General features: G+C 71.3%; 19 protein-coding genes and 2 pseudogenes. 13 read left to right on the plus strand and 8 right to left on the minus strand.

From position 1 onward, the window contains the following. Positions 1-9: 9 nt before the first annotated feature. From B1L07_11780 to B1L07_11805, 6 genes and pseudogenes are all read left to right on the plus strand, one after another. Positions 10-2,436: a TonB-dependent receptor gene (locus tag B1L07_11780; protein ID AUZ55652.1), complete on the plus strand. Its 2,427-nt coding sequence runs from the start codon at positions 10-12 to the stop codon at positions 2,434-2,436. A gap of 112 nt (positions 2,437-2,548) precedes the next feature. Next, a complete protein-coding gene (locus tag B1L07_11785) occupies positions 2,549-3,196 on the plus strand; it encodes a hypothetical protein (GenBank protein AUZ55653.1) in 648 nt (215 codons plus the stop codon). 26 nt (positions 3,197-3,222) lie between these two features. Further along, the gene (locus B1L07_11790; protein ID AUZ55654.1) at positions 3,223-3,741 is read left to right on the plus strand and encodes a hypothetical protein; all 519 of its coding nucleotides are present in this window, start codon (positions 3,223-3,225) and stop codon (positions 3,739-3,741) included. A gap of 24 nt (positions 3,742-3,765) precedes the next feature. Beyond that, positions 3,766-4,619, plus strand: a pseudogene (locus B1L07_11795) (ABC transporter permease). Positions 4,620-4,752: 133 nt separating this feature from the next. Continuing rightward, positions 4,753-5,721, plus strand: a complete 969-nt coding sequence (locus tag B1L07_11800; protein ID AUZ55655.1) for a thiamine biosynthesis protein ApbE — start codon at positions 4,753-4,755, stop codon at positions 5,719-5,721. Further along, a complete protein-coding gene (locus B1L07_11805; protein ID AUZ55656.1) occupies positions 5,718-7,325 on the plus strand; it encodes a sulfite reductase subunit alpha in 1,608 nt (535 codons plus the stop codon). The genes B1L07_11800 and B1L07_11805 overlap by 4 nt, the downstream gene beginning before the upstream one ends. A gap of 351 nt (positions 7,326-7,676) precedes the next feature. On the opposite strand, the gene B1L07_11810 is transcribed toward B1L07_11805, so the two are convergent. The 3 genes from B1L07_11810 to B1L07_11820 all read right to left on the minus strand — a co-directional run bounded on the left by B1L07_11810 (position 7,677) and on the right by B1L07_11820 (position 10,584). Further along, positions 7,677-8,063: a hypothetical protein gene (locus B1L07_11810; protein ID AUZ55657.1), complete on the minus strand. Its 387-nt coding sequence runs from the start codon at positions 8,061-8,063 to the stop codon at positions 7,677-7,679. Between the two features lie 74 nt (positions 8,064-8,137). Continuing rightward, complete coding sequence (locus B1L07_11815; GenBank protein ID AUZ56572.1) at positions 8,138-8,737, minus strand: hypothetical protein; 600 nt, start codon at positions 8,735-8,737, stop codon at positions 8,138-8,140. A 113-nt stretch (positions 8,738-8,850) separates the two neighbouring features. Next, positions 8,851-10,584, minus strand: coding sequence for a hypothetical protein (locus B1L07_11820; GenBank protein AUZ55658.1), 1,734 nt, complete (start codon positions 10,582-10,584; stop codon positions 8,851-8,853). A 212-nt stretch (positions 10,585-10,796) separates the two neighbouring features. Here B1L07_11820 and B1L07_11825 point away from each other — a divergent pair, with 212 nt between their 5' ends. Next, entirely contained in the window at positions 10,797-11,594 is a 798-nt protein-coding gene (locus B1L07_11825) for a 3-hydroxybutyrate dehydrogenase (GenBank protein AUZ55659.1), read from the plus strand. Positions 11,595-11,714: 120 nt separating this feature from the next. Continuing rightward, positions 11,715-12,380: a DNA-binding response regulator gene (locus B1L07_11830; protein AUZ55660.1), complete on the plus strand. Its 666-nt coding sequence runs from the start codon at positions 11,715-11,717 to the stop codon at positions 12,378-12,380. Positions 12,381-12,413: 33 nt separating this feature from the next. Here B1L07_11830 and B1L07_11835 read toward each other — a convergent pair whose 3' ends face one another. The 3 genes from B1L07_11835 to B1L07_11845 are packed head-to-tail and all read right to left on the minus strand — an operon-like array spanning position 12,414 to position 16,977. Next, the gene (locus B1L07_11835; GenBank protein AUZ55661.1) at positions 12,414-15,689 is read right to left on the minus strand and encodes a multidrug transporter AcrB; all 3,276 of its coding nucleotides are present in this window, start codon (positions 15,687-15,689) and stop codon (positions 12,414-12,416) included. Between the two features lies 1 nt (position 15,690). Next, the gene (locus B1L07_11840) at positions 15,691-16,749 is read right to left on the minus strand and encodes a hypothetical protein (protein ID AUZ56573.1); all 1,059 of its coding nucleotides are present in this window, start codon (positions 16,747-16,749) and stop codon (positions 15,691-15,693) included. 24 nt (positions 16,750-16,773) lie between these two features. Next, on the minus strand, positions 16,774-16,977 hold the full coding sequence (locus B1L07_11845) for a sulfurtransferase (GenBank protein AUZ55662.1): 204 nt from the start codon (positions 16,975-16,977) through the stop codon (positions 16,774-16,776). A gap of 97 nt (positions 16,978-17,074) precedes the next feature. Here B1L07_11845 and B1L07_11850 point away from each other — a divergent pair, with 97 nt between their 5' ends. From B1L07_11850 to B1L07_11865, 4 genes are all read left to right on the plus strand, one after another. Further along, on the plus strand, positions 17,075-17,464 hold the full coding sequence (locus tag B1L07_11850; protein ID AUZ55663.1) for a sulfurtransferase: 390 nt from the start codon (positions 17,075-17,077) through the stop codon (positions 17,462-17,464). Then, positions 17,461-17,820 carry a transcriptional regulator gene (locus tag B1L07_11855; GenBank protein AUZ55664.1) on the plus strand — a complete coding sequence of 120 codons (360 nt, stop codon included), beginning with the start codon at positions 17,461-17,463 and terminating at the stop codon, positions 17,818-17,820. The genes B1L07_11850 and B1L07_11855 overlap by 4 nt, the downstream gene beginning before the upstream one ends. Then, positions 17,817-18,050, plus strand: coding sequence for a hypothetical protein (locus B1L07_11860; GenBank protein ID AUZ55665.1), 234 nt, complete (start codon positions 17,817-17,819; stop codon positions 18,048-18,050). Before B1L07_11855 ends, B1L07_11860 begins: the two co-directional genes overlap by 4 nt. A 247-nt stretch (positions 18,051-18,297) precedes the next feature. After that, positions 18,298-18,654: an alkylhydroperoxidase gene (locus B1L07_11865; protein AUZ55666.1), complete on the plus strand. Its 357-nt coding sequence runs from the start codon at positions 18,298-18,300 to the stop codon at positions 18,652-18,654. Positions 18,655-18,673: 19 nt separating this feature from the next. On the opposite strand, the gene B1L07_11870 is transcribed toward B1L07_11865, so the two are convergent. Both B1L07_11870 and B1L07_11875 read right to left on the minus strand, forming a co-directional pair. Further along, complete coding sequence (locus B1L07_11870; protein ID AUZ55667.1) at positions 18,674-22,015, minus strand: hybrid sensor histidine kinase/response regulator; 3,342 nt, start codon at positions 22,013-22,015, stop codon at positions 18,674-18,676. A gap of 241 nt (positions 22,016-22,256) precedes the next feature. After that, the gene (locus tag B1L07_11875) at positions 22,257-24,494 is read right to left on the minus strand and encodes a TonB-dependent receptor (GenBank protein ID AUZ55668.1); all 2,238 of its coding nucleotides are present in this window, start codon (positions 24,492-24,494) and stop codon (positions 22,257-22,259) included. A 163-nt stretch (positions 24,495-24,657) separates the two neighbouring features. Here B1L07_11875 and B1L07_11880 point away from each other — a divergent pair. Then, positions 24,658-26,063 (plus strand): annotated as a pseudogene (locus tag B1L07_11880) (transporter). The last annotated feature ends 367 nt before the right edge of the window (positions 26,064-26,430 follow it).

Genomic DNA, 26,430 nt, shown 5'->3' on the forward strand with positions numbered 1-26,430 from the left:
GGTCTTCCCATGGCTCTGCGCCATCGTTTCCGCGCGCCCGCCGCGCGCACTTCCCTCGCCCTGGCCCTGCTCGCCGCGCTGCCGGCGCTGGCCCACGCCTCCGGCGCCCCCGCCGCGCAACCGTCCACGCTGGACACCGTCGTGGTCACCGCGTCCGGCTTCGAGCAGAAGATCACCGACGCGCCGGCCAGCATCTCGGTGATCACCCGCGAGGACCTGGCCAGGCGCCCCTACATGACCCTGCTGGACGCGGTGCGCGACCTGGAAGGCGTGGACGTGGGCGAGACCCGCGACAAGACCGGCCAGGGCACCATCTCCATGCGCGGCATGGGCGCGGACTACACCCTGATCCTGGTCAACGGCCGCCGCCAGAACAACCACGGCGACATCTACCCGAACAACTTTGGCGGCAACCAGTTCAACCACATCCCGCCGCTGGACGCGATCGAGCGCATCGAGGTGATCCGCGGGCCGATGTCCACGCTGTATGGCGCCGACGCCATGGGCGGGGTGATCAACATCATCACCCGGCGCACCCTCGACAGCTGGCACGGCTCGGCCAGCATCGCCCGCACCGTCGAGACCGACGACGCGTTCGGCGACGACAGCACGGTGGACTTCTTCGTCACCGGGCCGCTGCTGCCCGGGGTACTCAACCTGAGCGCGCGCGGCAGCTGGTACGAACGCAAGGCTTCCAACCCGACCTACGCACCGGCCACCGATCCGGCCGGCGGCCTGCACACCCGCCCGCTGGGCTTCGGCAGCGGCGGCAAGACCGTGGACAACACCAACAAGGCCGGCGGCATCACCCTGGCGTGGATGCCATCGGACAACCAGACCCTGTCGCTGGACTACGACACCTCGCGGCAGACCTACGACAACAGGATCAGGATCAACGACAGCGGCGTGGAGGAATACCCCGTCGGCACCGTCGACAACATCAACAGCATCTGGCGCGCCTCCAACTACTGCAGCGGCGCGAGCGGCGCCAACGCCGCCGCCTGCCGCGCCAACGGCGGCACCTGGGCGCGGCGCGCCGACCCGCGGGTCGGCTACAGCGCGTCGCAGGCGTTCACCCGCGATGCCTGGGCGCTGACCCACGAAGGCCAGTGGGACATCGGCAACAGTTTCGTCTCGCTGGCGCGGGTGGCCACCAACAACGATGGCCGCACCCTGCCGTTCACCGTGGCCGAGCGCGAACGCCTGCTGGCGATGATCGACGGCACCGGCGCATATGCCGGCATGGGCCTGGCCGAGCGCCGCGCGCTGGCCGAGTCCACCTTCCTGCCGCGCCCCAAGCGCACCCTGGAGAGCGCGCAGTACACCCTGGACGCCAAGCTTGACGTGCCGTTCCAGGCCGCCGGCGAGCACACCCTGGTGGTCGGCACGCAGGTCATCCGCGGCGATCTGACCGACGGCGTGTTCGGCACCGAGAAGGGCACGCCCGGGCTGAAGCAGGAGCACGACATGTACTCGCTGTTCGTCGAGGACAACTGGAAGGTGAGCGCGCCGCTGACCCTCACCGCGGGCCTGCGCTACGACGACCACAAGGTGTTCGGCGACCACCTGAGCCCGCGCCTGTACGGTGTCTATGCGCTGGGCGAGCAGTGGACGATCAAGGGCGGCGTCAGCACCGGCTTCAAGACCCCCAGGACCACCGACCTGTACGACGGCGTCATCGGCTTCGGCGGCCAGGGCACGCTGCCGTTCTTCGGCAACCCGGACCTGAAGCCGGAAACCAGCACCAGCACCGAGCTGGCGGTGTACTGGCAGCACCCGCGCGGCCACAACTTCAACGCCACGCTGTTCCACAACCGCTTCGACGACAAGATCGACAGCCAGCCGTGCGGCGCCGGCCTGGCCCTGCGCTGCACCAGCAGCGGCGAGTACGCCGAACTGGGCTATTCGAGCAGCAGCCGCACGGTCAACATCGACGAAGTGGTGATCCAGGGGGCCGAGCTGGCCGGGCGCTGGCAGATCAGTGATGCCTTCGGCCTGCGCGCCAACTACACCTTCACCGACAGCGAGCAGAAGAGCGGCGCGGAGAAGGGCCTGCCGCTGGGCAACAGCGCCCGGCACATGGCCAATGCCACGTTCGACTGGCAGGCCAGCGACCGCCTGAGCCTGTTCCTGACCGCCGAGGCGCGCTCCAGGCGCTACCGCGGCGTCAGTGCCGTCACCGGCAAGGAGCTGTACTACAAGGACTACACGGTGCTGCACCTGGGCGCGTCGTTCGAGGCCACCGGCTGGCTGACCTTCAACGCGCGCATCAACAACCTGCTCGACCGCGACTTCACCACCTACCAGACCACGTTCACCGACCTCAACGGCAACGGCATCTACGGCGACGTGACCAATGAGGTGCTGTTCGAGGACGACTACAACAACAAGGACAAGGCGCGCAGCGTCTGGCTGAGCATGAACCTGCGCTTCTGATCCGCCCTGGCGGGTGGCGCCCCACCCGCCGAGGCCGGGATACAGAGCGATACAAATTGCGAATCATTCTCATCAATGTTCTAATTCCATCTCTTTCCCCCGCACCACGCCCGTGTCCGCCGAACGTTCCCCCGCCGATCTCGTCCAGCAGCAGGCCAGCCGCGGCTTCTGGCTGCGCACGCTGCACCAGTGGCACTGGATCAGCTCGGCGGTCTGCCTGATCGGCATGCTGCTGTTCGCCGCCACCGGCATCACCCTCAACCATGCCGGCAGCATCGAGGGCGCGCCGCAGGTGACCAACCGCCAGCTGGAACTGCCGCCGCCGCTGCTGCAGGTGCTGGCGGCGCCGCACGCCGATGGCAATGCGCCGCTGCCGGCGCGGGTCGCCGACTGGCTGGCGCGCGAACTGGACGTGGCCATCGGCGGGCGCGCGGCCGAGTGGTCGCCCGAAGAGATCTATCTGTCGCTGCCGGGCCCCGGCAGCGACGCCTGGCTGAGCATCGACCGCGAGACCGGCGCGGTGGAGTTCGAACGCACCCGCCGCGGCTGGGTGTCGTACTTCAACGACCTGCACAAGGGCCGCAACGCCGGCGCCGGCTGGGGCTGGTTCATCGACCTGTTCGCGGTGGCCTGCCTGGTGTTCTGCATCACCGGCCTGTTCCTGCTGCACCTGCATGCGCGGCAGCGGCGCATGACCTGGCCGCTGGTCGGCCTGGGCCTGCTGGTGCCGCTGCTGATCGCCCTGCTCCTCATCCACTGAACACGCTTCCCCTACGGAGTCGCACCATGCGCGTCACCCTCACCATCGCCCTGAGCGGGCTGCTCGCCGCCGCCCCGGCGGCCTACGCCGCGAGCCTGGACATCAACGTCGAGATCCCCCGGCTCAACGTGGCCGAGTACCACCGTCCCTACGTGGCGGTGTGGGTCGAGGATGGCGCGCAGAAGTCGGTGGCCAACCTGTCGGTGTGGTACCAGCAGACGTCCAACGCCGAAGGCCATGGCACCAAGTGGCTGCCCGACCTGCGCCAGTGGTGGCGCAAGAGCGGCCGCACCCTGCAGGTGCCGGTGGACGGCGTGACCGGGCCGACCCGCCCGGCCGGCAAGCACGCGCTGAGCTTCAGCGACAGCCAGCCGCAGCTGCGCAACCTGCCCGCCGGCCAGTACACCCTGGTGGTGGAAGCGGTGCGCGAGGTCGGCGGCCGCGAGCTGCTGAAGATCCCATTCGAGTGGAAGGGCAAGGCCGCCACCGGCAGCGCCCGCGGCCAGAGCGAACTGGGCCTGGTCACCCTCGCCACCAAGCCCTGACCTTCCGGACAAGGAGAAACCCGCATGAAACACACCACGCTGCTCGCCGCGCTGATCGCCGCCTCGCTTCCGTTCTCCGCCCTGGCCCACAAGCAGTGGCTGCTGCCCTCGGCCACCGTCGTCGCCGGCAACGATGCCTGGGTGACGGTCGACGCCGCGGTGTCCAACCAGCTGTACTACCCCGACCACGTGCCGATGCGGCTGGACAACGTCAGCATCGCCGCGCCCGACGGCAGCACGCTGCAGCCGCAGAATCCGGCCACCGGCAAGTACCGCAGCGTGTTCGACGTGCCGCTGGCGCAGGAAGGCACCTACCGCATCGTCAACCTCAACCGGGGCCTGTCCGCGCGCTGGGATACCCCGAAAGCCTGGCCGCGGCCAAGGACAAGCCGGCGGCCGGCGGCATGGGCGGCGCCCGTGGCGGCTTCCTGCGCAACGCCACGGCCGAGGACCTGGCCACCAAGATTCCGAAGGACGCGCAGAACCTGCAGGTCACCGAAGGCATCGGCCGGGTGGAGACCTTCGTCACCAAGGGCAAGCCGAGCACCGTCGCTGCCACCGGCAAGGGCCTGGAACTGGTACCGGTGACCCACCCCAACGACCTGTTCGCCGGCGAGGAAGCCACGTTCAGGCTGGTGGTCGACGGCCAGCCCGCCAGCGGGCTGGAGGTGGAAATCGTGCGTGGCGCCACCCGCTACCGCAACGCCCAGGACGAGATCAAGGTGACCACCGGCGCCGACGGCAGCTTCAAGGTGACCTGGCCGGAGGCGGGCATGTACTGGCTGGAAACCTCGACCAGCGATGCCAGGACCAGCGCGCCGCAGGCCAAGCAGCGCCGGCTGAGCTACGTCGCCACGCTGGAAGTGCTGCCGCAGTAAGGCAGCGGCACGTGCCGGGGAGCCACGGGCAGGCCGTCGCCGCGGCGGCCGCCCAGCTCCCCGGCCCGCGCCTGCACGGGGACCGGCGCGGCCGCCGGCGCCCCTCTTCTTTCCCCTGTCCGCATCCCCTTCCATGTCATCCGACATCGCCGCACTCGGCGGCCACACCATGGGCACCACCTGGAGCGTCAAGCTGGTGGCGCCGCGCGACCGCGACCTGCATGCGCTGCATGCCGGCATCCAGGCGCAGCTCGACCGCGTGGTCGCGCAGATGAGCACCTGGGCGCACGATTCGGATATCAGCCGTTTCAACCGCGCGGACCGCGGCCACTGGCAGCCGCTGCCCGACGATTTCTGGCAGGTGTTGCAGGCCGCGCGCAGCGTCGCCGAACGCAGCGAGGGCGCCTTCGACCCTACCGTCGGCCCGCTGGTCGGGCTGTGGGGGTTCGGCGCCGATGCACGCGGCCAACGCCCGCCCGACGCGGCGCAGATCGCCCGTGTCGCCGCGCAATGCGGCTGGCAGCGGCTGCGACTGGACGCGCAGGCGCAGGCCGTGCTGCAACCGGGCGGCCTGCAGCTGGACCTGTCGGCCATCGCCAAGGGCTACGGCGTGGACCTGGTCAGCCGCTGGCTGCGCGCCCAGGGCATCGAAGCGGCGCTGGTCGAGGTCGGCGGCGAACTGCATGGCCGCGGCCGCAAGCCGGACGGCCAGCCGTGGCGCGTCCTGGTCGAATCGGCACCCGACGAGGATGCCGGCAGCGGGCAGCCGCCACGCGTGCTGGCACTGGACGACCTGGCCGTGGCCACCTCCGGCGACCACTGGCACCGCTATGAACACGACGGGGTGAGCTACAGCCACACCCTGGACCCGCGCCGGCAGGCGCCGGTGACCAGTGCCGCCGCGGCGGTCACCGTGCTCCACCGCGAGGCGATGCTGGCCGACGCCTGGGCCACCGCGTTGACGGTGATGGGGGCCGACCAGGGCTGCGCGTTCGCCGATGCCCACGGCCTGGCCGCGCGCTTCCTGCAGCGCGGCGCCGATGGCCCGCTGGAAACGTTGTCGCGCGGCTTCCGGCAGCAGCTGGACGCGGGCAACGCATGAACCATCCGGGCTCGATGCGCACCATCGCCGGCAATGCCGTGGTCATCGCCGCGCTGCTGGCCATCGCCGGACTGCTGCTGCGCCTGCACCTGGGCCAGGACGGCTGGCAGCCCACGCCGCTGCCGGCGCGGCGCTGGATCGCGCTCGCCGCGGTGCTCGGCTACGTGGCAGGGTGCCTGGCGCTGTGGTGGCGCGCGCGCCCGCGCCCGGACGAGCCCGGCGACAGCGGCGAACCGCCGCTGCTGGTGGCCTGGGCCAGCCAGACCGGCTTCGCCCGGCAGCTGGCCGGGCATACCGCGCAGAGCCTGCGCGATGGCGGTTGCCGGGTACGCCTGCGCGCGCTCGACCAGGTCGATGCGGCGCTGCTGGCCGGTACCCGCAAGGCACTGTTCATCGCCAGCACCACCGGCGAGGGCGATCCGCCCGACCACGCCCTGGCCTTCCTCGGCCAGGTGATGCGCCAGGCGCCGGCGCTGCCGGCACTGCAGTACGCGGTGCTGGCGCTGGGCGACCGCAGCTACGCGGACTACTGCGCGTTCGGCCACCGGCTCGACGACTGGCTGCGCGGACAAGGCGCGCAGCCGTTGTTCGATACCGTGGACGTGGACAATGCCGATCCGGCCGCGCTGCGCCACTGGCAGCAGCTGCTCGGCCAGTTCGGCGACGGCCGCGTGCAGGCCGACTGGAGCCCGCCCGATTACCAGCCGTGGGTGCTGCGCGCACGGACGCGGACCAATCCGGGCAGCGTCGGCGGCCCGGTGTTCCAGCTGTGCCTGCAACCGGCCGACGGCGCGCTGCCCGCCTGGCAGGCCGGCGATATCGCCGAAATCGGCCCACGGCACGCGCCGGCCACGGTCGAACAGTGGATGCGCGCGCACGCGCTCGATCCGGCGACAACGCTGGCCGATGGCCGCGCGCTGCGTGAACTGCTGGCCGCGGCCAGGCTGCCCGAGGCGATCGATGGCAGCGCGCCCGAGGCGATCGCGGCGGCGCTGCAGCCATTGCCGCACCGGGAATACTCCATCGCCTCGCTGCCCTCGGAGAACCACCTGCGGCTGCTGCTGCGGCGGCAGTCGCATCCGGACGGCACTCCGGGCCTGGCCAGCGGCTGGCTGTGCGACCACGCCGCCATCGGCGCGCGCATCGACCTGCGCCTGCGCGCCAACCCCAACTTCCACCCGCCGGCCGGCGACGCGCCGCTGGTGCTGATCGGCAACGGCACCGGCATCGCCGGCCTGCGCGCGCACCTGCGCGCACGCATCGACGCCGGCGCACGGCGCAACTGGCTGCTGTTCGGCGAACGCCACCGCGCCCACGATTTCCACTTCGGCGACGAGCTGGAGCAGTGGCGTCGCGATGGCGGCATCGAACACCTGGATACCGTGTTCAGCCGTGATGGCGGGCCCCATCGCTACGTGCAGGACGTGCTGGCCGCGCAGGCCGGGCGATTGCGGCGCTGGGTCGACCACGGCGCCACCGTGCTGGTCTGCGGCAGCCTGCAGGGCATGGCGCCGGCGGTGGACGCGGTGATCGCACAGGTGCTGGGGCACGAACGCAAGGAACAACTGGTCCGGGAACGGCGCTACCGCCGCGATGTTTACTGACGGACCCGCATGAAGCGGGGAGCGGCGGGGCCGCCTGCCGGGACGTGAGGGGGTAATGCCCCTGCGGGGCAAGCCCCGCCTCTACGATCCGCATCAACACAGGACCGTGGTGCCGGGCGTGTCCGGCACATGGCTTTTCCGGTAATGCCACATGCGGGGCAAGCCCCGCCTCTACCATCCACATCAACACAGGACCGTAGTGCCGGGCGTGTCCGGCACGTGACTTTCCCGGAAATGCCGCATGCGGGGCAAGCCCCGCATCTACGATCCGCATCAACACAGGACCGTGGTGCCGGGCGTGCCCGGCACATGGCTTTTCCGGTAATGCCGCATGCGGGGCAAGCCCCGCCTCTACGGCAGCAGCGCCATCCACTGCCTGATCAGCGCCACCACTGCGGCCTGCCTGGCTTCCAGTTCGGCGGCATCGCGGAATTCGAGCAGGGCGCGGTCCGGCGCCAGCCAGGTGAGCAGGCCGTCCGGATCGGCGATGGCGCCCACCGGCAGGCTGCGCTTCTGCGTTCCCAGGTGCAGGATCAGGCGCACCACGTCGGGCCGGCGCAGCTGCATCGTCGCGAAGTGCCCGCGGCTGCGGAAGCTGGGGGCATTCCACTTGACCTCGTCGCGGATCGCCGGATCCACCGCCAGCAGCAACGCACGCAGCGCGCGGATCACTGCCAGCCGCGGGTGATCGAGCGCATCGATGAAGGCATCGACGTCCTTGCCATGGGTCTTGTCCATCGTCGCTCCCGGCGCTGCGGCCAGACGCCATCATCGGCCGCCGCGCACGCGGCTGTCCACGCGCCGCGGCCGCCTCAGGCGACGTGCGCGGCCGGCGAGACCCGGATCGCCAGCAGCTCGCCGGCACCGTGCAGCGCATGCCGCCGGCGCTCGCCGGCCCCCAGCCAGGCGCTGTCGCCGGCCTCCAGCGGCGGCAGCATCGGGTCCTCGAACGCCGCCTGCCCGGCCAGCAGGTGGATCGCCCACGCCACCTGCGGCTCGCAGAAGAACAGCATGCTGCCGACCAGCGGCCGGTGCAGCAGCTCGGCACGCAGGTCGGCGCGACGCCACATCAGGTTGAAATCGCGGGTCGGGCCATCGACCAGTTCGCCGTCCAGCGCGTCCTCGCCGGCGAACCGCAGCCGCTGGTAGGGCGGCAGCAGGGTTTGGCAGCGGCCATCGGCGAAGCGCAGGCGCAGACCCTCGCCTTCGAGCAGCACCAGTTCGCGTTCGATGCCGGGAAACGCGGAAAACGCCGCGTCGTGTTCGATCTCGGCGATGGACAGGCGCAGCTGCCACGGCTCCTGCGCCGGCAGGCGCAGGATCTCGCGGGTCCAGCCCAGGCCGTTGCGCCACCGCTCGCGCTGGTAATCGGCGGCCGGAATCACCCGGGAAGGCGTCGTCAGGATATCCATCGGCGCATGATGCCACGCCGCGACGATGGCGCCGCCACGACAGTGGCGGCGATCCGCATGCTGCGTGCCGCGCAGGACCGGCGCGGCGATGCCCACGCCTGCGTGCGCGTCGCCTACTCCGGCAGCGCCAGGTTCTCCGCGGACAGCGGCTTGCCCATGCGCGGCGTGGTCTGGATCACCGCGTCGGCCGGCAGTGGCGTGCCCTTGTCCAGGCGCGCCTGCACGCGGTCCAGCGCAGCATGCACGTAGGGCAGCAGCGGCAGGTAGCGCGCGCCGTAGTCGGGCAGCCCGAGGAAGCCGTCGAAGTGCTGCACATGGCGTACCTGCCAGTAGTTCACCTCGCGCCCGGCGGCCTTGGCCGCGGCCACGTACGGCGCGCTGCTGAACGCCGGCGGGATCAGGCCGTCGTCGGTGCCGTGCACCACCATCACCGGCAGGCCGCTGCGCGGCAGCCCGGCGCGGGTGGCCTCGATCCCGGCCTGCACCCGGCGGGCATCCTCGCCCTGCCCGTCCCACAGGGCGCGCAGGCACTTCAACCCGGGATAGGTCAGGTCCGGCAGCCGCACCTTGCTGTCGAGCAGGCCGACCCCGGCCCCCGGCGGGATGCCGCTGCCATCGGCGATCCACGCCGCGCGTTCGGCGGCGGTGGCCGCACGCGGCGAAAAATCCGGGTTCTGCGCGGCGAAGCTGAAGCCGCACGGATGCTCACCCACGCCATAGCGGCCATAGGCCGAGGCATAGCCGGCGGCGACCGCGCGCCACAGGTCGAAGCCGGTGGACAACGCGCCGGCACGCAGCGCAGCGTCGGTCCAGCCCTTGCCGAGCATCAGTTCGTAAGCCGACCGGGCCTGCGCCGCCGGCGTGGCGCCGGCGATGACGCCTTCGGCCGCCAGCGTGGCGCAGCGCACCGTGGCAGCGGTCTGCAGCGCGGCGGTCAGCGGCGGCTGCGGCAGGTCGGTCATGTGCAGTTGCGCGCACGGCATCAGCAGCGCCGCCTCGGTGGCGTAGTCGTACAGCGCGCGCACACCGGGGCCACTGGACAGCACGCTCGGTTCGCCGGCAACCACCGCGTCCAGCCAGTCGCCCTCCATCTCCGCCGCGCGCAGCACCGCGCCGCCGCCGTTGGAGATGCCCACCGCGATCACGCGGGTGTTGGCGAAGGTGAACGGCGCGGCCTGCGGGAAGGCCTGGTCCAACGCCAGCAGCGCGAACTCGGCCGCCTGCTTCACGTGACGGCCCCAGTCCGCTTCCGGGTTGTCCCGCGAATGGGCGTGCTTGAACGCCACGCCGGACGCATTGACCGGCGCATCCGGCACGAAGGCCAGGTCGGCGGCCTCGCCGAGCGCGCCGACCATGCCGTTGGCACGCACGCCCATCTGCGCATCCAGGTCGAAATAGTCGCTGCCCGCGCCCTTGTCGGTGTAGACCACCGCGCAGCCGCGCGGCAGGCCCCAGGCCGCCGCCACCGACACCGCGCCGTAGATGCCGCGCGAACCCGACGCCGGTGCCACCAGCACGCAGCGCCGGCCGCTGTCGAAGTTGTCCGGCACCTGCGCCAGCACGCGGTGCGGCTGGTGCGCGCCGGGCAGGCGCGCATAGGCCGAGTACTCGCGCCCCGGCACCGGGGCCAGGTCGCCGAACAGATCGCCATAGCCACCGCCCGGGGCCAGGTCGGCGATGCCGCGCCAACTGCCCCACAGCGCGCGCCGGCGCAGTTCCTCCACGGTCGGCGCATTGGCATCGGCGAATGCCGGCGGCGCCAGGCTGCGCAGCCCGGCCAGGCCGAGGCCGGCGGTCAACAGGTCGTCGTTGCCGCGATGCTCGCTGCGCAGTTCGTTGCTGAACATGGAAGACTCCACGGACTTGGACGCAGGGCCGCTGGCGCACGACGCCAGGCCGAATCCGACGATGAGGCCGCAGGCGGCGCGCAGGAGGGAAGTAGTCATGTCCCCACACTAGCAGAGCGCCCCGCCCGGCCCATCGTACTTTCGTACCACGCGGCGCTTACGTTCCGGCTGCTACGTTCTGCAGCCTTTCCCCACTGTTTGACGGAGTTCCCATGGACCGCTTCCTGCAGGGTCGCACCGCGCTGGTCACCGGCAGCACGTCGGGCATCGGCCTGGCCATCGCCCAGGCACTGTCCGCCGCCGGCGCGCGCGTGGCGATCAACGGCCTGGGCACGGCCGAACAGATCGACGCCGCGCTGGCCGGCGTCGCCGCGGCCGGCGGGCAGTCGCGCCATTTCGGCGCCGACCTGCGCAATCCGGCCGAGATCGAGGCGATGATGGCCGCGGTGCAGGACTGGGGCGCGCTCGACGTGCTGGTCAACTGCGCCGGCATCCAGCATGCCGCGCCACTGGCCGAGCAGCCCGCCGGCAAGTGGGACGACATCATCGCCATCAACCTCAGTGCCGCCTTCCACACCATGCAGCAGGCGCTGCCGGGCATGGCCGCGCGCGGCTACGGCCGGGTGGTCAACATCGCCTCGGTGCACGGGCTGGTGGCATCGAAGAACAAGGCGCCCTACGTGGCCAGCAAATTCGGCATCGTCGGCCTGAGCAAGGTGGCCGCACTGGAATACGCCGCCGCCGGCAGCCGCGACAGCGGCGGGGTCACCGTCAACTGCGTGTGCCCGGGCTGGGTGGAAACGCCGCTGATCGAGCCGCAGATCCAGGCCCACCGCCACGGTGGCAGCCGCGACGACGGCGTGCGCGCCCTGCTCGAAGAGAAGCAGCCCAGCCTGCGCATGTCGCTGCCCGAGGACATCGCCGCGATGGTGGTGTGGCTGTGCCGCCGCGAAGCGCACAACCTCACCGGCGCGGCGCTGCCGATGGACGGTGCCTGGACCGCGCAGTAAGCGCATGGCGGCGCAACCTGCCGGGCACCGCGGCCGCGCCGGCGGCGCCGCTGCCGGCCGGGGTGCGCCACCGCCACACATTGGCCGACAATGCAGGCATCACCCGCCCCTTCCTGCCCCATGCCCAGCCTGCTGATCGCCGACGACCACCCGCTGTTCCGCGCCGCGCTGCGCCAGGCCGCGGGCGAGGCGGTGGCCGACCTGCAGGTGCGCGAGGCCGAATCGCTCGAGGGCGTGCTGGCGGCGCTGGACGCCGCGCCCGATACCGACCTGATCCTGCTCGACCTGCACATGCCCGGCAACCACGGGCTGGCCGGGCTGGCGGCGATCCGCGCCCAGCACCCGGGGGTGGCGGTGATCGTGGTGTCGGCCAACGACGACCCGCGCGTGGTGCGACGCGCGCTCGACCACGGCGCCGCCGGCTACCTGCCCAAGAGCTCGGGGCTGAACGAACTGCGCGAGGCGATCCGCAGCGTCATGGCCTGCGAGCAATGGCTGCCGGCGTCGCTGCGCGCGGCGGTGGCGCGGGCGCAGTCCTCCAGCCACGACAGCGAACTGGCCGCACGCCTGGCCAGCCTGTCGCCGCAGCAGTTCCGGGTACTGGCGCTGGTCGCCGAGGGCCTGCTCAACAAGCAGATCGCCGACCGCCTGGACGTGCAGGAACGCACGGTCAAGGCGCACCTGTCGGCGATCTTCGAGCGCCTGGGCGTGCGCAACCGCACCCAGGCCAGCGTGGTGCTGCGCGAACTGGAACTGAGCGACCCCAGCCGCCAGAGCGACCTGTAACGCGCGGCGCGCAGGTACGCGCCGCGCCACCGGTCATGCCGCTGCCTGGCGCTGGCGCCGCCGCGACAGCAGCGCGTAGTACAGCAGCGGAATCACCACCAGGGTGAGCACGGTCGACACCAGGATGCCGAAGATCAGCGCGATCGCCAGACCGTTGAAGATCGGGTCGTCGAGGATGAAGAACGCACCGGCCATCGCCGCCAGCGCGGTGAGCGCGATCGGCTGCGCGCGCACCGCGCAGGCATCGATAACCGCCTGCTCCAGGGTCTGCCCGCGTTCGACCAGGTGGTTGATGAAATCCACCAGCAGGATCGAATTGCGCACGATGATGCCGGCCAGCGCGATCATGCCGATCATGCTGGTCGCGGTGAACTGCGCCCCGAGCAGCGCATGGCCCGGCATCACCCCGATCACGGTCAGCGGGATCGGCGCCATGATCACCAGCGGCACCGCGTAGTTGCGGAAGTACGCCACCACCAGCAGGTAGATCAGCACCATGCCGGCGGCATAGGCGATGCCCATGTCGCGGAAGGTCTCGTAGGTGATCTGCCATTCGCCGTCCCACTTGATGCCGAAGCCGGCGCCGTCGGTCGGCTGGCGCACGAAGAACTGCGCCAGGCGCTGGCCGTCGATGGCGTGGTCGCCGACCTGGCCGACCAGGTCGAACATGCCGTACAGCGGGCTGTCGATGCTGCCGCTTTCGTCGCCCATCACGTACACCACCGGCAGCAGGTCCTTGTGCTGGATCGCGCCATCCCAGGGCGCGCGCCGCACCGTCACCAGCTCCGACAACGGCACCAGCTGGCCGTTGCCGCCGCCTACCCGCAGCGCCAGCACGCCGTCGAGCGTGGCCTGGCCGCTGGCCGGCAGCCGCAGCCGGATCGGGCGCGGGTACAGCGAGCCGCTGTCGATGACATGGCTGGCGTCGCTACCCGACAGCCCGGCGGCGATGGTCTGCACGATGTCCGCCTGCGACACGCCCAGCCGCGCCGCGCGCTCGCGGTCCACCACCAGCACCTCGCGCGCGGCATCGGCCTCGACGCTGCTGTCGACGTCGACGATGCCGTCGGTGTCGAGGAAGCGCTGGGTCAGCGCGCGCCCGATCTGGCGCAGGCGCGCATGGTCCGGGCCGTACAGCTCGGCCACGATCGGCGACAGCACCGGCGGTCCCGGCGGCACTTCCACCACCTTCACCGAGGCACCATGGCGGCGTCCGATCCGCGCCACCTCCGGGCGCAGCGCCACGGCGATGTCGTGGCTCTTGCGGCTGCGCGCGTGGCGGTCGACCAGGTTGACCTGCAGGTCGCCGGTGTTGGCGCCCTCGCGCAGGTAGTACTGGCGCACCAGCCCGTTGAAATTGATCGGCGCGGCGGTGCCGGCGTAGCCCTGGTAGTGCAGCACCTCCGGGGTGCGGTCGAGCACGCCGGCCAGTTCGGCGAGCACCGCGTTGGTGGCCTCCAGGGTGCTGCCTTCGGGCATGTCCACCACCAGCTGCAGTTCGGACTTGTTGTCGAACGGCAGCATCTTCAGCACCACCAGGCGGAACACCGCCAGGCTCGCGGCCAGCGCCACCAGCACGGCCATGGCCAGGAACAGCCAGCGCCGCCGGCGCGCGGCGCCGTCACCGGCCAGGAACGGCGTCATCACCCGCACGAACACGTGGTGCAGGCGCGCGGCCATGCCGCCTTCGACATGGCCGTGGGCACCGGCCACCGCTGCGCCGGCATGGCGGCGCAGCAGCTTCAGCGACAGCCACGGCGTGACCACCAGCGCGATCAGCAGCGACAGCACCATGCCGACCGAGGCATTGATCGGGATCGGCCGCATGTACGGCCCCATCAGGCCGCTGACGAAGGCCATCGGCATCAGCGCGGCGATCACGGTGAAGGTCGCCAGGATGGTCGGCCCGCCCACTTCGTCGACCGCCGGCGGGATCGCCTCGCGCAGGGTCTTTCCGCCCTGCGCCATGTGCCGGTGGATGTTCTCCACCACCACGATGGCATCATCGACGAGGATGCCGATCGAGAAGATCAGCGCGAACAGCGACACCCGGTTGAGGGTGAAACCCATGGCCCAGGACGCGAACAGCGTCACCGCCAGGGTCAGCACCACCGCCGAACCGATCACCAGCGCCTCGCGGCGGCCCAGCGCGAACAGCACCAGCAGCACCACCGAACCGGTCGCGAACACCAGCTTCTTGATCAGGGTCTGCGCCTTGTCGCTGGCGGTCGCGCCGTAGTCGCGGGTGACGGCCACTTCCACGCCCTCGGGAATGACCTGCCCGCGCAGCGCCTCGATCCGCTCCAGCACCGCGCCGGTGATGTCGGCCGCATTGCTGCCCGGCTGCTTGGTGATGGCCAGGGTCACCGCCGGCGCCACGCCGGTGCGCGGGCCGGCGCGCCCGGGCGGCGCGCCGTGCCAGACATAACGCGACGGCAGGTCGGTGGCATCGCTGACCGTGGCCACGTCGGCCAGCCGCACCGGCTGCCCGCCGTCCACCCCCAGCACCAGCCCGGCCACGTCGGCGCGGTCGGCCAGGAAGCGCCCGGCGCTGACCTGCACCACGCCGTCGCCACCGATGCGTTCGCCGGCCTGGCGCGCCAGGTTCGCCGCCTGCAGCGCCGCGGCCAGGTCGTTCACCGCCAGGCCATGGGCGGCCAGGCGCGCCGGATCCAGCGTCACCATCATCGCCCGCTCGGGCGCGCCGATGGTGTAGACGTCACGGGTTCCGGGGATGTGCTTGAGCTCGGTTTCCAAGGTATGCGCGACCTGGGACAGTTCCAGCGCGCCACGCCCGCCGGCACCGCGGTCCGCCGCCGTCGGCGCGGGCGCATCGGCCCACAGCGTCAGCGCCATCACCGGCACGTCGTCGATGCCGCGGGGCTTGATGATCGGCTGGCCGACGCCCACGTCCGGCGGCATCCAGTCCATGTTCGAGAACACCTTGTCGTACAGGCGCACCAGCGCCGCCTGCCGCGGCACGCCGACGTCGAACTCCACGGTCAGCACCGCCAGCCCCGGGCGGCTGACCGAATAGGTGTGCTTGACCTGCTCGATCCCGGCCAGCCGGCGCTCCAGCGGATAGGCCACCAGCTGCTCCACCTGGCGCGCGTCGGCGCCGGGGAACGGCACGATGACGTTGGCCATGGTCACGTCGATCTGCGGCTCTTCCTCGCGCGGGGTGATCGCCACCGCGACCAGGCCCAGCAGCAACCCCAGCAACGCCAGGATCGGGGTCAGCGGGTTGTCCTGGAAAATGCGGGCCAGGCGGCCGGAAACACCCAGCCGCGGCGTATCGTGCGGCGCCATGTCAACGCTCCCCGCGGGCAGCGGCCAGCGCCTGCATCGCCGCCAGTGGATCGGCGGCGATGCGCTCGCCCGCCGCGAGCCCGGCGATTACCTCCACCTGGTCGCCGCGACGTTCGCCCAAGCGCAGCTGCCGCAGCGACGGCCGGCCATCGGCCAGCACGTAGACGGCATCGACCTCGCCCCGCCGCAGCAGCGCCGAGACCGGTATCTGCGGATACGCGCCGCCCTTCACCGCCGGGAACACCACCCGCACCGTATTGCCGGGCACCGGCGCTGCCTCCAGCACCGGCAGCAGCACCCGCACCTTCACCGCATGGGTTGCGGCATCGGCGGCCGGGAATACCGTCACCTGCGCCGCGTCGACCTGGCGCCCGTCGTCCAGCTGCAGCCGGGCCACGGCATCGGCACGGATCGCATCGGCCTCGGACTGCGGCACGCTGACTTCCACGCGCAGCGCATCGGGCGCGAACACCGTCATCAGCGGCTGGCCCGGGTTCACGCTCTCGCCGGGCTCGACGTCGCGGCTGCTGACAATGCCGGCATACGGTGCGCGCACCAGGGTGTAGCTGCCCTGCTGGCCTGCGCTGGCCAGTTGCGCGCGGGCCGCATCGCGCGCGGCCACCGCCGTGTCGCGCGCGGCGCGGGCACGGTCCAGCTGCGCCCGCGACACATACTGGCCCTGCGCCAGGTCGGCATGGCGGCGATAGTCGAGCTCGGCCTCGCGCGCGGCGGCCTCGGCGGCACGCACCTGCGCACGCGCCGCGTCCACCCCCGCCTGCTGTTCGACCGCGGTCAGCCGCAACAGCACCTGCCCGGCGGCCACCCGGTCATCGACATCGGCCTCCACCTGCGCCACCCGCCCGCTGGTCTGCGCCGACAGCGTGGCCTGGCGCACGGCCTCCACTACGCCATCCCAGCCGCGCCCTTCGCTGGCGTCGGCGGCCCGCACTTCGATGCTGGACAGGCCCTCGACCCTGATCGGGGCAGGCTGAGGCTGGCCCCCGCCGCAGGCCGCCAAAGAGGCGGCCAGCAGCAGGGCCAGGGCATGGCGCGGGCGCAGGGTGTTCTGTTCCACGGCGCCGCCTTACTTGAACGCGCAGCCGCCGGGCACGCCCAGCCTGCGGAACACGATGGCGGCCGGGCAGAAGCCGGTGACGCTGGCCTGCAGCAGGTTGGCGCCGACGAACACGGTGAGCCACAGCCACAGCGGCGATACGAAATGCGCGAGGGCGACGCTGGCGAGGACCATCACGCCGGCGAAGGCAAGGACGGCACGGTCGAGGTTCATACGGATTCTCCTGGGCTGCACGGGACGGCACGGATGCCGGGTTGCGCTGAACATTAGCATTTACTAATATTAGCGTCAACTGATATAAGGAACCGCCATGCCCGCCTCCATCAACGACCTGGTCGCCGCCGCCCGCGCCCGCATCCGCGAGGTTTCCCCGCAGCAGGTCGCCGCCTGGCCAGCCGGCAGCGTCGCGATCATCGACGTGCGCGAGCCGGACGAGTACGCCGCCGGCCACCTGCCCGGCGCGGTCAACATCCCGCGCGGGGTGCTGGAGTTCCGCATCCACGCCCACCCGGCGCTGGCGTGTTCCACCAGCCAGGAACTGACCCGCCCCGACCGTCCACTGCTGCTGTACTGCCTGACCGGCGGCCGCTCGGCACTGGCCGCCGACAGCCTGCGCCAGCTCGGCTTCAGCGACGTGCGTTCGCTTGCCGGCGGCGTCAACGCATGGCGCAATGATGCGCTCCCGCTGGAACAGGAATGATGATGGCCGATACCGCTTCCCGCCCGCCGTTCGACGTGACCGCGATGCGCGCGCATGCCGGCGACGCCGCGCAGCTGCTCAAGGCGCTGGCCAACGAGAACCGGCTGCAGGTGCTGTGCCTGCTGGCCGAGGGCGAGCGTTCGGTGGGCGAGATCAACGCCCTGCTGGACCTCAGCCAGTCGGCGCTGTCGCAGCACCTGGCGGTGCTGCGCGAGGAAGGCCTGGTGCTGACCCGGCGCGAGGCGCAGACCATCGTCTACGCGCTGGCCGATGGCCCGGCGGCGGCGGTGATGCACACCCTGCACGGCATCTACTGCGGCCGCCCCGCGACCCGCGGCAAGGCGGGCAAGCCATGATCACGCTCCTGCGGCCCCTGTTCGGCCGTCGCGGCGGGCAGCTCACGGCGCATGAAGCGCGTGCGCGCATGCAGCGTGGCGCGGTGCTGGTGGACGTGCGCGAAGCGGCCGAGTTCGCCCGCGGCCACGCGCCCGGCGCACGCCTGCTGCCGCTGTCGCGCATCCGTGCGGGCGCGGCCGGCGCACTGGAGAGCCTGGACCTGCCCGGCGCCCCCGCGAACTGCTGCTGATCTGCCACAGCGGCATGCGTTCGCGCATCGCCCAGGCGGCGTTGGCAGGGCACCCGCGCGTGCGCTGCGTCAACGTCGCCGGCGGCATGCAGGCCTGGGCCGCCGCGGGCCTGCCGACCACACCCCCGCAGGGCTGACCACGCGTTACCGGCCCTTCCTGCACAGCGGCGCCCGGCGCCGATGCCTGTTCCCACCACGCCGGCAATCGCCGGGCACCGTTCCCCTTCCCTTCCCGAGGAGCAAATCCATGAGCGCCACCCCGTCCTACACCGAACTGACCCGCGACATCTCGCGCAACCTCACCCCGCTGCGCACCCACAACGCCGATGTGATGCAGGGCTTCGGCGCGCTCAGCAAGGCGGCAATGGCGGCCGGCGCGCTGGATGAGAAGACCAAGGAGCTGATCGCCATGGCGATCGGCGTGGCCAACCGCTGCGATGGCTGCCTCGGCTTCCATGCCAAGGCGCTGGTCCGGCTGGGCGCCACCCCGGAGGAGTTCCGCGAGATGCTCGGCGTGGCGGTCTACATGGGCGGCGGCCCGTCGTTGATGTACGCGGCCAACGCGCTGGCGGCGTTCGAGGAATTCAGCACCGCCCAGGGCTGAGCACGTCTCACCGCGCGCGCTATGGCCGGGCCAGCGCGCGCGCGGCCAGCAGCCGGTCCATGATCGATTTCAGCGCGAGCGGCCGCACCGGCTTGTGCAGCAGGGTCAGGCCCTGCTCCAGCACCTCGCGGCGGGTGGCCAGGCTGTCGTCGGCGCTGAGGATCAGGGTCGGCCGGGTGCCGAAGCGCGCCCCCAGCCGCGCCTGCAGCGCGGTGCCGGTGTCGCCGTCGTCCAGGTTGTAGTCGAACAGCCACAGCGCCGCCGGCGCGGCCTGCATCGCCGCGACCGCAGCCGCCTCGGCCGACGCCTCGGCGACGTCGTAGCCCCAGCCGCGCAGCAGCGCCGCCAGCCCGGCCAGCGCCGCCGGGTCGTTGTCCACCACCAGCACCCGGACCGCACCGCGCGCCGCCGGCTCCGCCGGTCCCGGCGGCGGCGCCGCCGGCGTGGACACCGGCAACGCATCCACCGCCACCGAGAACACCGTGCCCCGGCCGAGCGTGCTGCGCAGCCGCAGCGGCGCCTGCAGCAGGCCGGCGATGCGGTCGGCGATGGCCAGGCCCAGGCCCAGCCCCTGACCGCCGCTGTCCTCGCCACGGCGGAACTCCTCGAAGATGCGCCGCTGCTCGGTCGCGGCGATGCCCGGCCCGGTGTCGTGCACCTCGATGCGCAGCCGTCCGCCCTCGCGGCGCACGCCCAGCAGCACGCCGCCGCGCGCGGTATAGCGCACCGCATTGGCCAGGAAGTTCTGCAGTACCCGCCGCAGCAGCTGCGGGTCGCTGTTCACCCAGGCCCGGGTCGGCACGTAGCGGAAGCCCAGCCCACGCGCCGCCGCCAGGGCACGGAACTCGGAGGCCAGCGGGTCGAGCACCTCGGCCAGCGGCATCCCGCGCGGCTGCGGCACCAGCCCGCCGGCCTCCAGCCGCGACATGTCGAACAGGCCGGTGAGCAGCTGCGTGGTCGAATCCAGAGCGCCGCGGATCTGCGCCACCGCCTGCCGCTGCGACGGCGCCTCGACCTGCTGCGCCAGGGTGTCGGTGAACAGGTGCGCGGCATGCAGCGGCTGCAGTAGGTCATGGCCGATGGCGGCCAGGAACCGGCTCTTGGCGTCGTTGGCGCGCTCGGCCTCGCGCTTGGCCGACTCCAGCAGCGCGGTGCGCTCGCCCACCCGCTGCTCCAAGGTCTCGTTGCTGCGCATCAGCTCCTGTTCGGTGCGGCGGAACTCGGTGACGTCGGTGAAGGTGGCCACGAAGCCGCCACCGGGCATCGGATTGCCGCGGATCTCGACGATGCGGCCGTCCGGGAACACCCGCTCGGTGAGGTGCGCGGTGCCGGCGCGCATGAACGCCAGGCGCCGGTCCACCGCACGCTCGTCGCTGCCACGCTGCGGCAGCGCCTGCAGCGCCCAGCGGGTCAGGTCGACGATCGGCCGGCCCACCTGCAGCAGTTCATCGGGAAAGCCGAACAACTGCGCATACGGACGGTTCCAGGCCACCAGCCGCTGCTCGCGGTCGATCACGCTGATGCCCTGGCTCATGTTCTGCAAGGCCGCCTGCAATACCTGCTGGTTGAAGCGCAGGTCCAGCGAGGCCTCGCTGACGATGGCCGCGACCGTGGCCAGTTCGCCACTCTCGCGGCGCGCGGCGTCGAGCAGCAACCGCGCCGACGCCGCGCCGAGCACCGCGGACAATTCGCGCTCGATGCTGGCCTCGGTCGCCGCCGGCACCGGCCCCTGCCGCGGTGCGTCGGCCAGCAGCCGCTGCACCTTCTCCCACGGCAGGAAACGGCGGCCGGCGTCGCGCAGTGCGTCCGCGTCGAGGTTGCGCCGGGTGCGGTCGGGCGTGTCGCGGCGCCAGGCCATCACCAGCAGCGTCACCGCGGTGCCGACGAACAGGCTGGCGCCGACCGCGCGTCCCAGCGGGCTCCAGCCGGTCAGCCCGAACAGCGCCTCGGGCGCCAACCAGCGCCAGCCCAGCGGCCCGTGGGCAAGCCAGGCCGGCACCCTGCCGCTGCTCTCCAGCAGGGTCGGCAGCAGCAGCACCCAGGCCCAGGTGGCGAAACCGGCCAGCACCCCGGCGATGGCCGCGCGCGGCGGCGTCTGCGGCCGCCAGATCGCGAACCCCAGCACCGGCACCAGCGTGGCCATCGCCGAGAACGAGATCGCACCGATGTCGGCCAGTACGTTGCCGCCGCCGATCGAACGGCTGTAGCCCCAGGCCAGCAGCATGATCACGCAGATGCCGGCGCGCCGCAGCCACACCAGTTCGCGGCGGTGGTCGCCGCCGGCGCGGGCCCAGGTACTGCGCAGCAGGCCCGGCGCGAACCAGTGGTTGCCGATCATCAGGCTCAGGGTCAACGTGCTGACCACCACCATGCCGGTGGCCGCGCTGAGCCCGCCGAGGAAGGCGAACAGCGCCACCCCGGTGTGCCCGGCGGAGAACGGCAGGGCCAGGGTGTACATGTCGCTGGGCACGCTGTCGCCCAGCAACGCGGTGCCGGCACGCGCCAGCGGCAGGATCGGCAGCGCGATCAGCAGCAGGTACAGCGGGAACAGCCAGCGCGAGGTGCGGATGTCGGCCGGGTCGCGGCACTCGACCACGCCGACGTGGAACTGGTGCGGCAGCAGGAACATCGCCAGCGCGCCGAGCAGCACCAGGGGCATGAAGCCGCCGGCCGGCGCATCCGCCACCGGCGCGGGCGGCGGCACCGCCACCGCATCCAGCCCGAACCAGACGAAGGCGCCCAGCGCCAGCATCGCGCCCAGCTTGAACAGCGACTCGGCGGCCATCGCCAGCACCAGCCCGCGGTTGTGCTCGGACACGTCGGCGCGGCGCGCGCCGAACAGCATCGCGAACAGCGCCATCGCCAGCGCCACGTAAAGCGCACTGTCGCGCCAGGGCGCGGCGTCCACCGCATCGGCCGAGCGCAGGGTGAGCATGGCAAAGCTCATCGCCACCGCCTTGAGCTGCAGCGCGATGTAGGGAATGAGCCCGAGCGCGGCGATCAGCGTCACCGTCGCCGCCAGCCAGGCGTCGCGCCCCAGCCGCGCAGCGATCAGGTCGGCCAGCGAGGTCGCGTTGGTCTCGCGCGCCAGCCGCACCAGGCGCACCATCATGCCGATGCCCAGCGCGTAGAACAGGATCGCGCCGACGAAGGTCGGCGGCAGCGGCCAGCCATAGCGCGCGGCCTGGGTGACCGTGCCGTAGAACGTCCACGAGGTGCAGTGCACCGCCAGCGACAGCGCGTAGACATGGCGCCAGTGGCGCGCGAACACGGTGGGCCGGCGTTCGCCATAGAGCGCGACGCCGAACATCAGCACCAGCCAGGCCACTCCGGCCAATGCCACCGTCACCAGACTCAACATGCGCAAGCAGTCCCCGTATGCATGGCGGGCAGGATACGGCGCACGCCCCGCGTGGCGGAACCGCGCGGACCCCGGCCCGGCGGCGGCACGGTGGCCGGCGCCCCTGCGCGCCGCGCGCCGGCCCCGTGCGCGGCATGCGGCCGCGCCCCGCCACCGCCACGCCGCGGCTGCGGGCCCGCGCACGAAAAAGCCCTCCCTGCGGGCGCAGGGAGGGCCGGGTTGCGGAACTGCGGCACGTGCCTCAGAAGTTGTAGCGCAGCGACATGTACCAGTTGCGCGGCAGGCCGTAGTAGGCGGTCTGGATGTTGCCCACGCTGGCGAACTCCTGGCCTTCGGTCTTGTATTCCTTGTCGGTCAGGTTGCGCACGCCGGCACGCACCTGCCAGGCCATCTGCGGCGAATCCCACACGCCGTAGACGCCGAGCAGGGTGTAGGCGTCCTGGCTCAGCACCGCGCGGTTGTCCACGCTCAGCCAGGTCTTGCCGCGGTAGGAGACATCGCCACCGAAGGTCAGGTTGCCGTTGTCGCCCAGCGAAAACACGTGCTGCAGGGCCACGCGCGCGGTCCAGTCCGGCGAGAACGGCACGTGGTCATGGCTCACGTTCGGATCGAAGCCCGGGTACGAGGGATCCAGGCGGAAGTCCTCGAACTTGTCGTACTTGGCGTCCATCCAGCCGATCTGCGCGCTCAGCGTGGTGGCCTCGCCCAGCAGCGCACTGCCCTCCAGCTCGATGCCCTTGATGTTGAGCTTGGCCGCGTTGAGCACCGGGAAGGTGCCCACGTCCTGCGAGACGCGCGCCTGGAAGTCGCTGTAGTTGCTGTAGAACGCCGCCGCGCTGCCACGGAAGCGGCGGTCGGCCGAGCTGCCCTTCAGGCCGAGCTCGTAGGTCCACACGTATTCCGGATCGAACTTGGCGTGCTGGGTGTCGTAGCGGGTGTTGGCGCGGCCGTTGAAGCCGCCGGACTTGAAGCCGCGGTTGGCCGACACGTAGCCCATCAGGTTGTCGCCGAACGCCTTCTGCAGGCTGATCGACGGGGTGACCGCGGTCCACGAGGCGTTGGCGGCAAAGGCCACGGTTTCGTTCAGGGCGGTGAACGGTGCGCCCCAGAAGGTGCTGGTGGAACGGGCGTAATCCTTCTTGTCCTTGGTCCAGCGCACGCCCGCGGCCACGGTCCAGCTCGGCACGAACTCCCAGTTGAGGTGGGCGAAGGCGGCGTTGGAGGTGGTGGTCAGGTCATCGTTGATGGTGCGCAGGAACGGCACCTTCGCCCCCAGGAACGAGAACAGGTCGTCGGCATAGGCCTCCTGGTAGGACGGGACGTTCTCCTTCATGTAGTACGCGCCGAAGGTGGCGTGCAGGTTGGAGCCGTTGTCGTAGTGCAGCTGGAATTCCTGGCTCTTCTGGTCCTGGTCCAGCGCGACCAGCACGTCGCCCAGCTCGTACTCGGAGGCGTCGATGTCGATGTACGACTTGGTCTTGAGCTTGCGGTAGGAGCTGATGCTCTTCAGCGTCCACTGCGCGTTGATGTCCCAGTCCATCGCCAGCGATGCACCGGAGTGCTTCAGGTACTGGCCCTCGCCGTTCTTGAACGAAGTCAGGGCGCGACGGTTCCACTCGCCGGTCTCACCGGGCTGCAGCACGATCACGCCGGCCGGCGCGAGGCTGGTCTGGCGCAGGTCGGCCATCGGCCGGCCCAGGGTCAGCGCGGCGTCCTGCTTGGTGGTGTCCAGCGACAGCGTGGCACGGAAGCTGTCGGTGGGGTTGAAGGCCATCTTGAAGCGCAGCGCCTCGGTGTCGTCGTCGTTGTAGCGCTTGCCGGTCTCGGCGTCCTTGACGTAACCGTCGTTGGTGATCTTGGCACCGGCGATGCTGGCGGCGATGGTGTCGCTGAGCTTGCCCGAAACGTAGAAGCGGCCTTCCAGGCGGCCGTAGTCACCCGCGGTGACTTCCACCGCGCCGCCCTCGTTGTCGAACGGATTCTTGGTGGTCAGCTTGATCGCGCCGCCGGTGGAGTTCTTGCCATACAGCGTGCCCTGCGGGCCGCGCAGCACTTCCAGCTGCTGGATGTCGAACAGCGAGAACAGCGCGCCGTTGATGCGCGAGTAGTAGACGTCGTCGACGTACATGCCCACGCCCGGGTCGAACGTCTGCAGCGCGTCCGGCTGGCCGATGCCGCGGATGAACACGTTGACGCTGTTGGCCGAGCCGCGGCCCTGGGCGATGTTCATGTTCGGCACCGCGCCCTGCAGGCCTTCCACGGTGGAGGCCTGCAGGTCCTTGATCTGCTCCTCGCCGAACGCCGACACCGCCACCGGCACGTCCTGGATGGACTCGGCGCGACGCCGCGCGGTCACGGTGACTTCGTCCAGCTGGGTGGCCTGCTGGCCGGCCGCCGGCTGCTGTTGCTGGGCCTGCACGAATGCGGCCGGGGCCAGCAGTGCACAGCCCACGGCCATGCTCAGATACTTGCGCTTCATTGGTCTCCCTCCTCCCGGGTATGACACGGCGGCACACGGATGCCGCCCACGTAGCGCACGTTAACGGGGCGTTAGGAGCCGGCGTATCGTCCGTTCGTACAGTGGGCCGGGCCGGGCCGGCTCCCGATACTCGCCGGCATCGTGTCTGGCCGGGGAGCCGTGGATGTCGTTTCTGATCGTACTGGCGGCGCTGTGCTTCCTGATGTTCGTGGCCTACCGCGGCTACAGCGTGATCCTGTTCGCGCCGGTGGCGGCGCTGGGCGCGGTGCTGCTGACCGACCCGACGCTGGTGCAGCCGATGTTCACCGGCCTGTTCATGGACAAGATGGTCGGCTTCCTGAAGCTGTATTTCCCGGTGTTCCTGCTCGGCGCGGTGTTCGGCAAGCTGATCGAGATCTCCGGCTTCTCCAAGTCGATCGTCACCGCCACCATCCGCCTGGTCGGCGCACAGCGCGCGATGCTGTCCATCGTGCTGGTCTGCGCGCTGCTGACCTACGGTGGGGTGTCGCTGTTCGTGGTGGTGTTCGCGGTCTACCCGTTCGCCGCCGAGCTGTTCCGCCAGAGCAACATTCCCAAACGGCTGATCCCGGGCACCATCGCGCTGGGGGCGTTCACCTTCACCATGGACGCGCTGCCGGGCACGCCGCAGATCCAGAACATCATTCCGGCCTCGTTCTTCGGCACCACCGGCTGGGCCGCGCCCTGGCTGGGGGTGATCGGCACGGTCGTGATCCTGGTGCTGGGCATGAGCTACCTGGAATGGCGCCGGCGGGTCGCCATCGCCCGCGGCGAGGGCTACGCCGGTACCGACGAAGCGCTGCGCAACGAGCCCGAGCCCTTCAGGGGCGACCGCCTGGCGCACCCGCTGCTGGCGGTGCTGCCGCTGCTGCTGGTGGGCGTGGCCAATTTCCTGTTCACCCGCTGGATCCCCGGCTTCTACGGCGAAAGCCAGTCGTTCGTGCCCGCGGTGATCGGCAACCCGCGCCGGTGGTGCAGGAGGTGTCCAAGGTCGCCGCCATCTGGGCGGTGCAGGGGGCGCTGCTGCTGGGCATCCTCAGCGTCGTCGCGCTTGCCTGGAAGCCGGTGGTGGCGGCCTTCGCCGAGGGCACGAAAGCGGCGATCGGCGGCGCCATGCTGGCGTCGATGAACACCGCCTCCGAGTACGGCTTCGGCGCGGTGATCGCCGCCCTACCCGGCTTCCTGGTCGTGGCCAACGCACTGGGGTCGATCCCCAACCCGCTGGTCAACGAGGCCATTTCCGTCACCGCCATGGCCGGCATCACCGGCTCGGCGTCGGGCGGCATGAGCATCGCCCTGGCGGCCATGGCCGACAGCTTCATCGCCAACGCGCAGGCCGCCGGCATCCCCATGGACGTGCTGCACCGGGTGGCGGCGATGGCGTCCGGCGGCATGGACACCCTGCCGCACAACGGCGCGGTCATCACCGTGCTGGCCGTGACCGGCCTGACCCACCGCCAGTCCTACAAGGACATCTTCGCCATCACGATCATCAAGACCCTGGCCGTGTTCGCGATCATCGGCGTGTACTACGCCACCGGCGTGGTCTGAGACAGGGGCACCCGCGCCACACGGGCGCTGACCGGCGGCTTTGCGCAGTCAACCGCGCTCGTCCCCCGGGGGCAGCATCAACTCGATGGGGTCGTGCCACAGGGCGCAGGACCCGCGCCGGTCGCGCTTCGCGGCGGGCCTGCCACAGCGGGACAGGGCGACCGCTGGTCGGGCATGGATCGGGGCGGTCCGGCATTTCCGGCCACTGCGAGGAGGCTGAGGCCACTGTGCGGTCGCAGGACGCAGCCGGGCCCGGTGCGCGGGACGGGGCATCGACCTTGATTGCATGGCCGGCAGAACGCCCTGTCCGGGCGGGCGGCGGGCGGTGACCGGGAATGCCGCGGCCTAATGCCAAGCCTCGGCGGTC

It is taken from the genome of Stenotrophomonas acidaminiphila (genome assembly GCA_002951995.1).
GTDB classification, from domain to species: domain Bacteria; phylum Pseudomonadota; class Gammaproteobacteria; order Xanthomonadales; family Xanthomonadaceae; genus Stenotrophomonas; species Stenotrophomonas acidaminiphila_A.